At 53.8% G+C, this 13,833-nt stretch carries 16 protein-coding genes, 1 tRNA gene and 2 pseudogenes; 5 read left to right on the top strand and 14 right to left on the bottom strand.

All coding sequences use genetic code 11. From position 1 onward, the window contains the following. The first annotated feature begins 316 nt into the window (after window positions 1–316). Window positions 317–1,477, top strand: a complete 1,161-nt coding sequence (gene cfa, locus MFP24_RS04810; RefSeq protein ID WP_249229537.1) for a cyclopropane fatty acyl phospholipid synthase — start codon at window positions 317–319, stop codon at window positions 1,475–1,477. 62 nt (window positions 1,478–1,539) lie between these two features. Here the strand turns inward: cfa and MFP24_RS04805 are convergent, their stop codons facing one another. Then, window positions 1,540–2,175, bottom strand: coding sequence for a riboflavin synthase subunit alpha (locus tag MFP24_RS04805; protein ID WP_249229538.1), 636 nt, complete (start codon window positions 2,173–2,175; stop codon window positions 1,540–1,542). Between the two features lie 307 nt (window positions 2,176–2,482). Between MFP24_RS04805 and MFP24_RS04800 the strand changes: the two genes are divergently transcribed. After that, window positions 2,483–3,853, top strand: coding sequence for an MATE family efflux transporter (locus MFP24_RS04800; protein ID WP_249229539.1), 1,371 nt, complete (start codon window positions 2,483–2,485; stop codon window positions 3,851–3,853). Between the two features lie 196 nt (window positions 3,854–4,049). After that, window positions 4,050–4,126: transfer RNA gene (locus tag MFP24_RS04795), tRNA-Val, on the top strand. A 439-nt stretch (window positions 4,127–4,565) separates the two neighbouring features. Here the strand turns inward: MFP24_RS04795 and MFP24_RS04790 are convergent. The 3 genes from MFP24_RS04790 to MFP24_RS04780 form a co-directional block, all read right to left on the bottom strand. Next, window positions 4,566–4,886, bottom strand: coding sequence for a hypothetical protein (locus MFP24_RS04790; RefSeq protein ID WP_249229540.1), 321 nt, complete (start codon window positions 4,884–4,886; stop codon window positions 4,566–4,568). 168 nt (window positions 4,887–5,054) lie between these two features. After that, window positions 5,055–5,477, bottom strand: coding sequence for a putative toxin-antitoxin system toxin component, PIN family (locus tag MFP24_RS04785; RefSeq protein ID WP_249229541.1), 423 nt, complete (start codon window positions 5,475–5,477; stop codon window positions 5,055–5,057). Beyond that, the gene (locus tag MFP24_RS04780; RefSeq protein ID WP_263458405.1) at window positions 5,464–5,715 is read right to left on the bottom strand and encodes a type II toxin-antitoxin system Phd/YefM family antitoxin; all 252 of its coding nucleotides are present in this window, start codon (window positions 5,713–5,715) and stop codon (window positions 5,464–5,466) included. Before MFP24_RS04780 ends, MFP24_RS04785 begins: the two co-directional genes overlap by 14 nt. 180 nt (window positions 5,716–5,895) lie before the next feature. Between MFP24_RS04780 and MFP24_RS04775 the strand changes: the two are divergent. Beyond that, window positions 5,896–6,142: pseudogene (locus MFP24_RS04775) on the top strand (helix-turn-helix domain-containing protein). A gap of 125 nt (window positions 6,143–6,267) precedes the next feature. Here the strand turns inward: MFP24_RS04775 and MFP24_RS04770 are convergent. The 6 genes and pseudogenes from MFP24_RS04770 to MFP24_RS04745 all read right to left on the bottom strand — a co-directional run bounded on the left by MFP24_RS04770 (window position 6,268) and on the right by MFP24_RS04745 (window position 8,845). Beyond that, on the bottom strand, window positions 6,268–6,774 hold the full coding sequence (locus MFP24_RS04770) for an Imm15 family immunity protein (RefSeq protein WP_249229543.1): 507 nt from the start codon (window positions 6,772–6,774) through the stop codon (window positions 6,268–6,270). A gap of 186 nt (window positions 6,775–6,960) precedes the next feature. Further along, window positions 6,961–7,257, bottom strand: a complete 297-nt coding sequence (locus MFP24_RS04765) for a DUF7716 domain-containing protein (protein WP_249229544.1) — start codon at window positions 7,255–7,257, stop codon at window positions 6,961–6,963. A 17-nt stretch (window positions 7,258–7,274) separates the two neighbouring features. Continuing rightward, window positions 7,275–7,415 (bottom strand): annotated as a pseudogene (locus MFP24_RS04760) (HNH endonuclease); the annotation flags it as partial. Between the two features lie 53 nt (window positions 7,416–7,468). Beyond that, window positions 7,469–7,756 (bottom strand): hypothetical protein, encoded by a 288-nt coding sequence (locus MFP24_RS04755; RefSeq protein ID WP_318011314.1) that lies wholly within the window; start codon window positions 7,754–7,756, stop codon window positions 7,469–7,471. Window positions 7,757–7,767: 11 nt separating this feature from the next. Then, entirely contained in the window at window positions 7,768–8,088 is a 321-nt protein-coding gene (locus tag MFP24_RS23980; protein WP_318011318.1) for a DcrB-related protein, read from the bottom strand. Between the two features lie 127 nt (window positions 8,089–8,215). After that, a complete protein-coding gene (locus MFP24_RS04745; protein ID WP_249229546.1) occupies window positions 8,216–8,845 on the bottom strand; it encodes an NADPH-dependent F420 reductase in 630 nt (209 codons plus the stop codon). A 105-nt stretch (window positions 8,846–8,950) separates the two neighbouring features. Here MFP24_RS04745 and MFP24_RS04740 point away from each other — a divergent pair, with 105 nt between their 5' ends. Beyond that, window positions 8,951–9,853 carry a LysR family transcriptional regulator gene (locus MFP24_RS04740; RefSeq protein WP_249229547.1) on the top strand — a complete coding sequence of 301 codons (903 nt, stop codon included), beginning with the start codon at window positions 8,951–8,953 and terminating at the stop codon, window positions 9,851–9,853. On the opposite strand, the gene cho is transcribed toward MFP24_RS04740, so the two are convergent. The 4 genes from cho to MFP24_RS04720 form a co-directional block, all read right to left on the bottom strand. Next, a complete protein-coding gene (cho, locus tag MFP24_RS04735) occupies window positions 9,831–10,715 on the bottom strand; it encodes an excinuclease Cho (RefSeq protein ID WP_249229548.1) in 885 nt (294 codons plus the stop codon). The two genes, MFP24_RS04740 and cho, sit on opposite strands and share 23 nt — an antisense overlap. Window positions 10,716–10,806: 91 nt before the next feature. Continuing rightward, window positions 10,807–12,537: a M14 family metallopeptidase gene (locus MFP24_RS04730; RefSeq protein WP_249229549.1), complete on the bottom strand. Its 1,731-nt coding sequence runs from the start codon at window positions 12,535–12,537 to the stop codon at window positions 10,807–10,809. 6 nt (window positions 12,538–12,543) lie between these two features. Continuing rightward, complete coding sequence (locus tag MFP24_RS04725; protein WP_249229550.1) at window positions 12,544–13,392, bottom strand: ABC transporter permease; 849 nt, start codon at window positions 13,390–13,392, stop codon at window positions 12,544–12,546. Between the two features lie 6 nt (window positions 13,393–13,398). Continuing rightward, window positions 13,399–13,722 (bottom strand): ABC transporter permease subunit, encoded by a 324-nt coding sequence (locus MFP24_RS04720; RefSeq protein ID WP_249229551.1) that lies wholly within the window; start codon window positions 13,720–13,722, stop codon window positions 13,399–13,401. Window positions 13,723–13,833: the final 111 nt, after the last annotated feature.

Genomic DNA, 13,833 nt, shown 5'->3' with positions numbered 1-13,833 from the left:
GCCACGCCAACAATGCTTCGGCCAATTTATACTTGTACCTTGGCCGAAGCAGTCATAAACTGATCAGCAGTTTTTAGCACAACAATCATAAATTATCTTTTCACTATCCTTTGAGTGTTCAGCGCATAGGGAGTTTGCGTATTTATCTTAAGGATAAGTGCCTCTACGTGTTTGCGTACCGGCTTTTTTCTCTTCATTTTCCTCTGATATCCGGAGGGTAGACGATGGGTGATCCCACCGATACACCGCTTAATAGGTAATAATTGTCTATGCTTTCCTTGCGGGTACTTCGCGAGCAGCAAGGTAGGGAGAAGTTATGAGTTCATCATGTGTAGAGGATGTCGAGGAACTGGGTCGTCATCATACGTCCTGGTTCCAGATTGTGCGTGAAATGCTGGACATGGCCGATGTCAAAATCAACGGTTCCCGCCCTTTTGATATCAAGGTCAAGAATCCTGATTTCTTTAAACGCGTATTGCGCGAAGGATCATTGGGATTGGGTGAAAGCTATATGGACGGCTGGTGGGAATGTGAGCGGCTGGACGTTTTTTTCCATCGCATACTACGCGCCGGACTGGATGAAAAAATACCTCACCATCTGAAAGATATTTTGCGCGTCGCCGCCGCACGGCTGATGAATCTGCAATCCAAAAAACGCGCCTGGATAGTCGGCGAAGCGCATTATGATCTGGGTAACGACTTGTTTTCGCTGATGCTGGACCCCTATATGCAGTACTCCTGCGGCTACTGGAAACAGGCATCCACCCTGGAGCAGGCGCAGGAAGACAAACTGGAGATGATCTGCGAAAAGCTGCAGCTTCAGCCAGGAATGACGCTGCTGGATATCGGCTGCGGCTGGGGCGGATTGGCGGAATTCGCCGCACGCCGGTACGGCGTCTCCGTTTGGGGCGTCACTATTTCCAAAGAACAGCAAAAATTAGCCCAGCAGCGCTGCAAGGATCTCGACGTCACGATTTTGCTGCAGGACTATCGCGATCTGGATATGCAATTCGATCGGGTGGTTTCGGTGGGCATGTTCGAGCACGTCGGACCGCGTAACTACGACACCTATTTCCGGGTGGTCAGTAAAAATCTTAAGCCGGACGGGTTATTTTTACTGCACACCATCGGCGCCAAAAAAACCACCTCCGAAGTCGACCCGTGGATTAATAAATATATTTTCCCCAACGGCTGCATTCCTTCCGTACAACATATCGCCCATGCCAGCGAACCCTATATGCTGATGGAAGACTGGCATAACTTCGGCGCCGATTACGATCGCACCCTGATGGCCTGGCACCAGCGTTTCCAGCAGCATTGGCCGGAAATTTCCGATCGCTATTCCGCGCGATTCCGCCGTATGTTCAGCTACTACCTTAATGCCTGCGCCGGCGCGTTCCGCGCCCGCAATATTCAGCTGTGGCAGGTGCTGTTCAGCGTTAACGGCATCGAGGGCGGCGTACGGGTTCCGCGCTAAAATAGCAAACCGCCCCCCGCAAGCCGGACGCTTATCCAACCGGCGGGGGGCGGATTTACGCGTTACGCCTCGGGCAGCAGTTCGGACGCCTGTCGGCCGGCCAAGACCCGTTCCACCGTATCTACCACCGCCTGTGTCTGCGGATCAATTTCGATATTCACCCGCTGCCCCAGGCGCCGCTGTCCCAGCGTGGTGCGGTGCAGCGTCTCGGGAATCAAATGCACGCAGAAACGGTTGCGGGTAACTTCACCAATCGTCAGGCTGATCCCGTCAATGCCGATAAACCCTTTATGCAGCACATACTTCATCAGCGATTCGTCCGCCAGGCGGAACCAAATCTGATGGTTATTTTCTGAAACCAGAATCTTCACCACTTCCGCGGTACAGATAATATGACCGGACATAATATGCCCGCCGATCTCGTCGCCATATTTCGCCGCCCGCTCCAGGTTGACGGTATCGCCTGGGGTAATATCCCCCAGATTGGTCAGCCTCAGGGTTTCTTTCATCAAATCAAAACTGACGCGGTCGCCCTCCACCGAGGTTACCGTCAAGCAGCAGCCGTTATTGGCCACCGAAGCGCCGGGAACCAATCCCGGCAGTAATTCGGGCGGAAGTTGCACCACATGGGTACGGAAATTTGCTTTTTCATCGATGGACACCACCGGCGCGGTGCCTTGAACAATACCGGTAAACATCAGGCTTGCCTCTTAAAACGGTGTAAAGGAATAGCTGTCGGGCGATACCGCCGACGCGCGCATCGCTGATTGAAATAGGTCGCTATCATGCAGTGTGCCCCATATAAAGCTGAAAACCAAACCCCATTGCCAATAATCGCCGGGCATATTCACCGCAATGATGTCCACCGCTAATTTATTCGCCGGCAAGCTGGTTTACTTCTGGCGAGTCGTTACAATATCAACCTTATCGCTATCGGCAATATCATTGTTTTTATCCAGGTTTAATTATCCCGCTATCCGGTTGGTCAATTCAAGGAAGGTGTTTGTGCAGAAGTACCTGTCTGAAACGCGTAAGTTATTGGCGCTAGCGGTTCCTGTCATCATTGCGCAAGTGTCTCAGACATCCATGGGTGTGGTGGATACCATTATGGCCGGCGCCTACAGCGCCACCGATATGGCGGCGGTTGCCGTAGGCACCTCTATCTGGCTGCCCGCCATCCTGTTCGGTCACGGATTATTGCTGGCGCTGACGCCGGTGGTGGCCCAGTTAAATGGTTCCGGCCGCCGCGATCGTATCGCACATCAGGTTCGGCAATCCTCCTTGCTGGCGCTGGCGGTTTCCCTGTTAACCATGCTGGCGCTTTATCAGGGACAGCATATTATCCGCCTGATGAACAATGACTCGCCCGAACTGGTTGAAAAAGCCATCGGCTATTTACACGCCCTGCTGTGGGGCGTACCTGGCTACCTGTTCTATCAGGTTTTACGCTGCCAGTGCGAGGGCCTGTCGAAAACCCTGCCGGGCATGATTATCGGGTTTATCGGATTGTTGATTAACATCCCCATTAACTACATTTTCATCCACGGCAAGTTCGGCATGCCGGAACTGGGCGGCGTGGGCTGCGGCGTGGCGACGGCGTCCGTTTACTGGATCATGCTGCTGCTGATGGCGGCCTATACCAGGCGTGCGGTCTGGCTGCGCGATATCAGGTCGCCGCAGCGATTCACACCGGACTGGCACACGCTGAAGCGCCTGTTTAGTCTCGGCCTGCCCATTGCGCTGGCGCTGCTCTTTGAGGTGACGTTATTCGCCATCGTCGCGCTGCTGGTTTTACCGCTCGGAGTGGTGGACGTCGCCGGTCATCAGATCGCGCTTAACTTCAGCTCCCTGATGTTCGTTCTGCCGCTTTCCGTGGGTATAGCCACGACAATACGCGTCGGCCACCGACTGGGAGAAGGCTCGGTGGACAATGCCCGCATTTCATCGTATATGGGACTGCTAACCGGCGTGGTACTGGCATTCTGCACCGCAATTTTCACTACGCTGCTGCGCGAGCCCATCGCCCTGCTTTACAACCAGGAGCCGGCGGTGGTGGCGATGGCGTCGCAGTTGATGCTGCTGGCCGCCGTTTATCAAATATCCGATGCGATTCAGGTTATCGGCAGCGGCGTACTGCGCGGCTATAAAGACACCCGCTCGATCTTTTACATAACCTTTACCGCCTATTGGATGCTGGGGCTGCCGAGCGGCTACCTGCTGGCGCTAACCGATTATCTTGTGCCCAGAATGGGACCGGCGGGCTTTTGGTGGGGATTTATCATCGGCCTGACCGCGGCGGCGATCATGATGGTCACCCGCATTCGCTGGCTACAGCGGCAACCCGCGGAAAAAATCCTGCTGCGCGCCGCGCGCTAATGCAGATTCCGTTAAGGAATCAGCCGGATAGCGCGGAAAATGATGAAAAAAAGCACGGTCTGGATAGAAGCGCAGCAATCGCGCGCCGCACAGAACAAATTTGCGTTTTTCTCCTTGCCAGCCGCGGTATAGCCCGTTAATATTCGTCCCCGTTGTCGCCCTGACAGCGCGGCGTTAACGCCGCCAGCATCACAATGCGTTCTTAGCTCAGTTGGTTAGAGCACCACCTTGACATGGTGGGGGTCGATGGTTCGAGTCCATTAGAACGCACCATTTCTTGCTCCCGCGGTTTCCACTGAAATCTCCCCGTATCCGATACATTTAACGCGCTATGATGACGCTCAACCTCTGGCGTTCATGTCGACATTGCTATTTCTTGACTGCAGTCTGAGCTCCGTTTGACTCGCATGCATCGATAGCAGCGATTTTGTCGGCGGGAACGAAATATACCCGTTTATTTGCCTGCTTTTGCAAACGGACACGATAAGATCCGTCGAGTTCGATAAGCAGCCGTAACGGGAGGCTCACTCGGCCCTGCTCCTTATTCACAAGATCACCAAACCCTGCCGGCATGTCCTCTGTCCAAGTCAGGACCACGCATCGCCGGGCCCCGGACGATGTCATTTCAAAAACTAATCCCGTCAGGGCTGAGCCTGTAGGCGAATAGAATCCCAGGAGTGTAATAAATATACCAATACGCATCAGCGCTTGTTTAGGACTCCCCCCGTTTTGCTGGCACGAAGAGGGTCATCGTTGGAACCAGTAACAGCCCAGCAATCAAGCCTGTAAACAGGATCACAAACCCCATAAGCCAGGGTATCGAGGCAACCAGTGCCGGCGACGTGATGCTGATTGGAATATTTTCCTCGCGGATAAAACTGAAAAGAAACATTACCACCACGATAAGTAAGCACCCGGTCAGCGGCCATGCCCGATCGTGGAACCACTTCAATACGTCTCCAATTTGTTGCCTCAGATCACCGTCGGCAACAGGTTGAACCGAACAAGTCGTCTTCTTGTTTTCTTTTTTCATATTATTCTCGGAACAATAACGATGTAATGAGATTCCGACATAGCTTTATGCTGGTCTCAACAATACTTCCTTATAGCTAAGTGGTCAGTTCGCTCGAAATTTTAAGTCCATCGGCAACAGGGTCGAGTTCGAGTGCTCCCGCCCTGATACCAACACAGAGCGGCTTTTTCAATCGACAGTCCAGTTCAGAAAATCGGCCGGTCCGAGTATTTCGATGCTATGGAACGGATGTAGTTCCAGCAGATCAAGGTCACCGGTCAGGATGAGCCGCGCCTCGCCATTCAGCGCCGCATCGAGGAATTTGTCATCCTTGGGATCGCGGCACGCAGAGATCCGGCGCGTTACGCTGACCATCCTTACAATCCCGCCGAGCAGGCGCAAGAACTGCTGGCGATCTTCCCGGGTCACATAGCGGTCGAATTTCGGCCGGGCAAGCACATCGGCCAGCTCGTCCAGCATTTCCTCGGTCATCAGCGGAACGCCCCAAGCGAGCCCATGATCCACCGCCTTGGCCGCCGTGCCGCCAGGCATGAGCAAACGGCTGATCCACAGGTTGGTATCGATCACCAGTTTGTGCTCAATCCTCATCATTCAGCAGTCCCTGCAGTACCTCGTCGGTCATGCCGGCTTCCTTCGCCTGGGCTCCAACGCGATCGCTGAAGCGCTGGAATTCGGCCACGTTCAGGTGCACCAGTCGCTCATACTCGTCCATCGACATCACCACGGCAACATCCCGCTTCTGGCGCTGGATGACGACCGGCTCTCGACGTACAGACTCGAGCAACTCGGCCAGCCCCTGCCGGGCCTCACTTGCTGTAACCGTTCGCATAGCCCCCTCCTATGTACAATTTGTACAAATTGTACATAAATGCTCGACAAAAATCCATGTGTCAGCCGGCCTGGAGTTGCAGCAGCTACGTAACCTGAGGACTTTGCATGATGCCTTCCAGAGAACCTAGACCTTGAGATGCGCCTCGCTCAGTTGGGAACGGCGAAAGAGCACTAGCGCTTGCCTATTAGTGACTGGCGCCCAGCAGACATAATCGCCGCCCTGAAAAAGAAGGGCACCACTCTCACTGCCGTTTCGCATGAAGCGGGTCTCAGTTCATCGACGCCGGCAAATGCCCTGAATCGGCCTTGGCCAAAAGCGAGTTGTTGATCGCAAAAAACTTGCCCTCTCCCCTTCTGAAATCTGGCCCAGCCGCGATTTCGATTCAAATGGACTGACAACTCGCAGGAGCATAAGACCCAAATAATAATGTCAGCCGCATCATCGCCTGGATGAAACCGGAAGAGCACGCCAGGCGCGTTACCGGTCCAGTTTTTGTTTCCATCGAACGGCATGTGCTGAGCTATCCGGCTCAAAGCGCTCTTGGGGGAATTAATTATCGGTGATTGAGTTCTGCACCACGTAAACCCTCTTGTTCGCCTTACCACCCTCAGAAACAAACACGTCGAAATCAGTTAGAGCCAGATAAGACAAGTACTCCTTCACCAGACGCTCTTCATCCGTCCCAGTTTTCTTCAATTTTAAATTGGTAAGCAACCAGCCTTTGCGGCGAGACAAAACTATATTTGGGGTCAAACAATTTATCTCTTCACAATCATCCCATCCAGTCAAACTCATGCATATGAAATAGTCTTTCTGCTCATCCTTATCCAGGTATTCTTTTGATTTCTTATAAAAATAAGATACTAATTCAGTGCCCTTCTTGATAAACAACTTGTTTTTTTCATCGAATGACAGCGACGAAAGGAATGAAATCTGATTCCATCTCGAAAATAACGGCACCTCTTCAAAAGAGTCGTAATCTGCATAGTACACGTCTACCTTATCCAGCCCCTCCTTATGCAGAAGGCGCTTCATTTCTCTATCAAAAATTTTCATAGCCAGTCATCCACAATCCACCCATGATCTTCCGACTATTTTAATGTCTTCTTGGGAAAACATGGCTCTCAATCATGTGTTGAACAGCTTGATTTAAAGCACGATTCTTCCCTTTTTTCTGGTTTCGCCTTAAATTTAGCCAATATCAAGCCGGAAGAATCACTTAGATCGCTTCCGGCTGTTTTATTAATCCAAGAAATCATCGTTTTCGAGATAATAGATTATGGCATTTAATAAATCATCTTTGCTGGATTTCGGATGATGGTCCAGCTTGTTTAGAATAATGGCCTTGAATGTCGGGTATTCCAGCCATGTTTTATAGTTATCTTCCATCTCCTCATCCTCTGATTCGGCAAGATAATAATTAGAACTTTCTATTGCATCCTTATTGTTAAGAAAGTCCTCATCAACATAAAAACCACCCACTTTAGGCAGATCTTTATATACAGATAGCAAACCGTCAAAGCCTTTAATCGTCTTCATAACCCGCTCTTTTGTTTTCAGCGACAAGTAGAACCACCACCCCATTTTTTTCGGCCACCGGAGCCATCAGGATGGTAGATTTTGTGATATGACCTATGATCATCGTAGTCAACCAAGCTAAGCACTCCGCTTTTATTTTCATGATGCCATGTCATATCTGGAGGCGAATACTTACTAAACTTACCCTTCGAATTAGGTTGAACATGTTCAACTACCCCAGGATATTTCGTTTAACCGACATATTGCCCGCCCCGGCCTCGGCAATAGTGTCGCGCGCCGACGTGGCCGCCGCCGCCGCAAGAGAGCCGACGGCAAAACTCAATACGACCAGCACCAGGCCGACGCCGATGCAGGACGCTGCCAGACCTGCCATCATCAGCGCGCCGGCCGCGATACCGCCGGCAGCAGCCAACAGGCCGCCCACCAGGGTGCCGGCGATCATGCCGGCCATGGCATGGGAATGACCGATAGGATCATCAATGCGTGCGGCTTCAAACATATCAGGATCCCTTACTGATGGTCGGCTGGACTGAAGCTGCCGAGCAACGCCTGGAATAACGCCTTGTCCGCATCGCTGAGCCTGTCGTTTTTACTCTGGGTAAAAACCAATACCGACCCGTCAGTCAGGGCAAACACCGCCTGCTGCTGCCAGATGCGTTTGCCGTCCCGCAGATAGCTGGCCGGCACGCATTCACCTTGCACGGTTTGCCCCAGCGCCACAGGCTGGCGTTCATCGGAGCGCCAGCCTTTAAGATGCTGAGCCAGCAATTGCACTTGACGGTCAATATAAGCAGAGAGGGTTTCGGTCGGCTGTAAGGTATCGCGGGAAATATTTATCGAGGAGGCACAGACAATTAGAACAGAGGGAAAAATGGCGCCAGCGCAATAATTATCAAGCGCAGACCACCATCCCTCTCCCGCATGAGTTGGATGCGATCGCCACGGACTCCATAAAGCTTCAGTTCCTTTCAGCGGCTAAAAGTGCGGCCTGAAGCTCATCTTTAGCCATGCGGACGCAGTAGGAAGGCATTCCCCGTTCAAAACGCCATCCCTCGGAAAGAGGACCTGCGTCGACGGCATCAAAACCAAATGATTCGTAAAGCGCTGCGGCAAGCTTCTTACCTTCCTCATCGTCGCCCGCAAGCGGTAATGCGCGCCTGCCCGGCGTACCCGCGGGGAGCCCATCGCTTTCAAGCTGCGTCATGGGGATGGCATTAAACGCCTTGGTAATTTTAGCTTCGGGCAAATAACCGGCCAGAAGTTCACTGGTCGTTGTCTGTCGGGACTCCAGAATATCCACTTTGCCATCCCGGTCGGGATAGTAGTTAACGGCGTCAATGACCCGTTTTCCCCTGAGTTCGTCAGCCGGAAGGGTGTTGATGGCCGACAGGGGAACGGCAACGATGACGATATCGCCAAATCCGGCGGCTTCGGTCACCGTACCGGTGTCGCAGCCGATCATGGGGCGCAGACTGAAAAGCGTCTGCGGTCCGCGCGAATTGCTCAGCATGACCTGATGCCCTGCGTTAATGGCGAGCGTGGCGACGGCTCTGCCGACAAATCCCGCGCCAATGATGCCTATCTTCATTTTTACTCCATCTGCGTTTTAGCAATGAGAAGTTAATATTATTCCCTCACAGATAAAGATAAAGCGCATTATTGTAGTTTGAAAAACAACTAACAGGAGGGAATCATGGACAAGCTGACCAGCATGAAAGTTTTCGTGAAAGCTGCGGAGCTGGGGTCGTTTGCGGCAGTGGCGGACGCGTTAGGCATGTCGCCGCAAATGGTCGCCAAGCATGTGGCGGCGCTTGAATCCCACCTTGGCACCTCCCTGATTAACCGCACAACGCGGCGGCAGAATCTGACCGATATCGGACGCAGCTATTATGAACGGTGCCGGGTTGTGCTCACGGAAGCGGAAGAGGCGGATGCGGTTGTTCTTAATATGAAGGCCACTCCGTCTGGGATCATCAGGGTAAATGCGCCCGTGACCTTTGGATCGCACGTACTTTCACCCTTTATCACACGCTACCTTGGCTCTTATCCGGAAGTTCAGGTTGAACTGACATTGAGCGATCGTATCGTTAATCCAATTGAAGAAGATTTTGAAGTCATCATCCGCATTGGGGAACTGGCCGACAGTTCAATGGCGGCATGGCCGCTGACGCCCTACAGGCTGATCGCATGCGCATCGCCGTCGTATATTGAACGGCATGGTCTGCCGCAAACGCCGGCAGATCTCCATCGTCATGCCTGTCTGGTTTATGGGCACTGGTCGGCATCCATGCCCTGCCGGTGGATTTTTCAGAAAGATGGCAGAAAAGAAGAAGTCAGACCCGAGGGAAGATTCAGAGCGAATGACTGGAAAGCGCTTATGCATGCGGCGCTTGAAGGGTACGGAGTGACCCTTGGCCCTGAAACGGTGCTGAACGATGAAATCAGTAAAGGGCGTCTAATCCGGATTCTCCCCGGCTATGAAGGCCCGTCGCGGCCAATGCACGTCCTTGTTCCGGCCGCGAGGAAACAGACGGTCAAAATCAGATGTTTTATTAATGCCCTCAGAACGGCTTTTAGTCCTGAAAGAGCGGGCTGACGCCAAGATCGATAATCTCATGCTCCCCGCTAATAACGGGTTTACAGAGAATTTTATAGCCATCGCTGTCGAAGCCCGGCGCGGCAACCATTAACTCCCCCGCCTCATTCAGGCTGTCTACGGCGCCAAGCCATAGCCAGTGGTGAATAATATGATACTGCGCCATATCGGGCCCCTGCTCGCGCAGGGCGATCGGGCCGTTCCACTGCCAGCACACCACTCTGCTCTGCTCCAGCGCCGCCGCCAGGCGCTGGTGATGAGCGGCCGGGCTTTCTTTGCCGCAGCAGGCGCCGGCGCAACGCTTCAGCGCCGAACGAAAGCATGGGCGCCCCCGGCTCAATGGCTCAAGCCCCAATAACCCATAACAGAGTTGATACTGGTCGGCGATGGATTGCAGCGCCTGCAGCGCCGCCCGCCGGTTGGCGAAAAGCCCGAACAAACCGCATGTGCGATCAAAATCCACCTCTTTGGCGTAAACCACTTCAGGCTTGTCACCGTTAAGCTGCAGTGCGCAAAGCTGCTTGTTGCGGCGCAGGCGTTTATTAAATAGCGGTTGCAGCTTTTTAATCAATTGCGCTTCCAGCAATAACGCCCCTATTTCTCCGGCGGTCCTGATGAAAGTGATACGCCTCGCCTGACGCAGCATGGCGGCTTCATCCGGGGTGCGCAAATGCGAAAGCACCCGGCTGCGAATGTTCACGCTTTTACCAATGTAGAGCGGCATGGTTTCACTCTCGCCGTGGAACAGATAAACCCCAGGCAAAGAAGGTAAACCATCAAGCCATTGGCGCAGGTGCTCCGGGTACTGATAAATAGCCGCCGCTTCAAATTCCAGCCTTGGCGCGGTATGACGTCTGACCAATTAACCCCCCTGTACTGATTTTTTATCCAGTATAGCGCCGTTAAATGAAGTTTTACATGGCGATAAGCAAAACGATTATTCAGCGACTCCTTTAAGAGATATTCGGCCGCAGAGTCTGCCATATATCATAGGCGGCCACGACGGTTTCCATCTGTGCGGTATGGCCGGCGATGAAATCCTCGCCGTAGATCGTTTCGTCCGGATACTCGGTTATCAGCGTAATAGGTACGGTATGCCGGTCGTCCACGGAGGACAAACAGGGGAAGCCATTGATGATTTGGAAGCCGGTATCGCCAGCATGGATTTCGTAAAGTACAATCTGCCGATTATTGTAGTCGAGAAGGCCGGGAATGGTGCTCAGATGGCGCGTCAAGCGGTCCAGCAGCATTTCAGCCTGCTCTTCCCAGCCCTTGTGGTGACGAACCACCAAAAAGAACCCCTTGGGCAGTGTCCACATGGCGAAATTTCGCGGCACATAACCTGACAGCGGACGCGTCCATTCATGCGAGGGATAGCCGTGCAGATTGACATGCAGCTTCGCCCCGCTCAATGCCTGCGCCTGTAGACGTATTTCCTTCTCGTTGAGATAGACGCCGGCATTCTCGCGGGTGCGGTACTCCAAATCGTCGCCGAGAGCCGTATAACGTGCGGCATGGTGCATATGACGCGGATTGTCGATGCGCAGGCGCTGATGCAGCGCATATCCATCCGGATTCTCAAGCGGCGAAATGGTGAAATGCGCGCCGGGTTTTTCCGCCAGTTTGCGCGCGGCGCGGATTGCACCCACGATGCCGGTTGTTTCGTTCGGATGCTGACCGCCGCTAATCATGACGGCAGCGTCGCTGCCGGCGATATAGCGGGCCGTCAGCATCCGGCCCGAGCGTGAGCGGACATGGAACGCTTCCCCTCCTATCTCGGCCAGCAGCTGTGCGATCTGCCGCGCCGCAGGCGGTTCAACGGCCTTATCGATAGTCTGGGCCGCGCCATCGAAAAAGGTGGTTGTTAGCGCTCGGACAGCGACCCGAGTCGACACTTCCCCTGCGCTTTTGACGATTTCCGGAACGATTTGGCCGGGCTTCAAACCGCGATCTCCAAGCGGCCTGCCGGATTTCTTCTGGAAAAATTCCAGCAGCGAGAAATAGAAATCCTCGTGCAACGCCTCACGAAGGCTGATCACCTCATCGCCGACGGCAAGCGGGAAGTCTCCGGCCGGGTGCGCCACGCGGATATTAAGTTCCTCGAAATAGGGCTCGTCGTCTCCCCAGTCATGATCGGCGATAGCCTGGACTACTTCGTTGAAAAGGCACTCGTAATCCGTCTCTAACCTTTCACCCGTTTCCTCTCCGGCAAGCCTGTACCAGCCGCACGGCGATACGTTGATTTCGCCGACGATATCGGAGTGAACACGATTCGGCGCCAATATCTGCAATATTTCGGTTTTTCCGCGTCGCGTAAGCGCCACATCGTAGAAAAATGCGCCATCCTCCCGAGCAATAAACTCGATCGCCCGGTCACCGACCAAAGCAGCGAGTGGATAGGCTTCCAACCGAAACCGGTTCGTCGGCGCATGCTTATGCACCGGATAACGCACCTGGATCGCCGAGACGCCGTCAAGGTCGATCTCTTCCAGAAAAGCGAAGAGCAGCGGCTTGTAGGCGCTGCGAATACGCGCGGCGACGCCCTTGGCGTGCAGCTGCTGCTCTGCAATACGGCGGCTCTTTGCGTCATCGAACGTCCAGGCCTCGAAGGAGCGGCCGGGAACCGCGCGCTCAATCAGCCGATCGAGGCTGCGCTTAAAGGATTTCTCGAAAATCGAAGTCATGTCCAGTTACCTTGAGGTTCTGCCGGTTGGATCGAGATCATCCCGCAGCCAGTCTCCCAGCAGGTTGAGACCGAGCACCGTGAGCAGGATGGCAAGCCCTGGAAATACGCTGACCCACCAAGCGGTCTGCAGATAAGTTCGGCCGTCGGCCAACATACCCCCCCAGCTCGGAATGGTCGGATCGACGCCAAGGCCGAGGAAGGTCAGGCTGCTTTCCAGCAGGATATTGTTGGCGATGTTGAGCGTCATCAGCACGATCACCGGACCGACCAGATTCGGCAGCAGATGCTGGAGGATAATGCGCCAGTCTTTCACGCCAATCGCACGCGCCGACAGAATGAACTCGCGTTCGCGAAGCGTCAGCACCGAGCCACGCACGAGACGGGCATATTGCACCCACTGCGAGACGATCAGCAGAATAATCGTATTGGTCAAGCTACCGCCGACTATAGCGATAAAGGTAATCGCCAAAAGGATAAACGGCATGGCGAGCTGCAGATCGGCAAACCGCATGACCAACATATCCCAGAAGCCGCGATAATAGCCGGCGATCAGGCCCATCATAACGCCGAAGATCACGGCGCCGATAACCGAAGTGAAGCCGACAAGAAGCGAAATTTTGCCGCCCGCGACAACCCGAGCCATGACGTCGCGGCCGAGGGGGTCGGTGCCAAGCGGATGCGCGGCATTGGCGAAGGGTTTGGTAAGCCGCGCCATCAGATCAATCTTCTCCGCCCCGCCCGGGAAGAGTACGTCGGAGAAAATAACGGCAAGACAAATAACGACGGTGAGTAACGCGCCAAGAATGAATTCCAGGTTCGCGAAACGTGAAAGGCGTGAGGTTGCGGTAGCCATTAGCGATTACTCCGTGCGAATACGCGGATCGACAAGACCGTAGGCGATGTCGACCAAAAGGTTGATGCCGACGATCATCAGCGACAGTACGGTGATGACGCCCTGGAGTACGGGATAATCGCGCGCCGCAACGGCGTCGAAGGCAAGCGACCCAATGCCCGGCCAGTTGAATACCCGCTCAACGACGACGATACCGCCGAGAAGGCCGCCAAACTGCAAACCGAAATAAGTGAGCAATGGAATAGCGCAGTTACGCAGCGCGTGCTTGTAAAGGACCTTGTTTTCACTCAGCCCCTTGGCGCGCGCCACCATGATATCGGTAGCTGTCAACGAAGTTGACACCCTTATTCGTTTTTATGCTGCCGTTTTCAGCCCAGTTTCTGGCTTATCTGGATTCAACATCACCACCTCGACCCGCTGCCATTGACGGCATGAGGTTGA

The organism is Brenneria tiliae (assembly GCF_023347575.1).
In the GTDB taxonomy this organism is placed as follows: Bacteria; Pseudomonadota; Gammaproteobacteria; order Enterobacterales; family Enterobacteriaceae; genus Brenneria; species Brenneria corticis.
The sequence above is the reverse complement of the archived record's forward strand: the minus strand, read 5'-3'. Positions and strand labels throughout refer to the sequence as shown.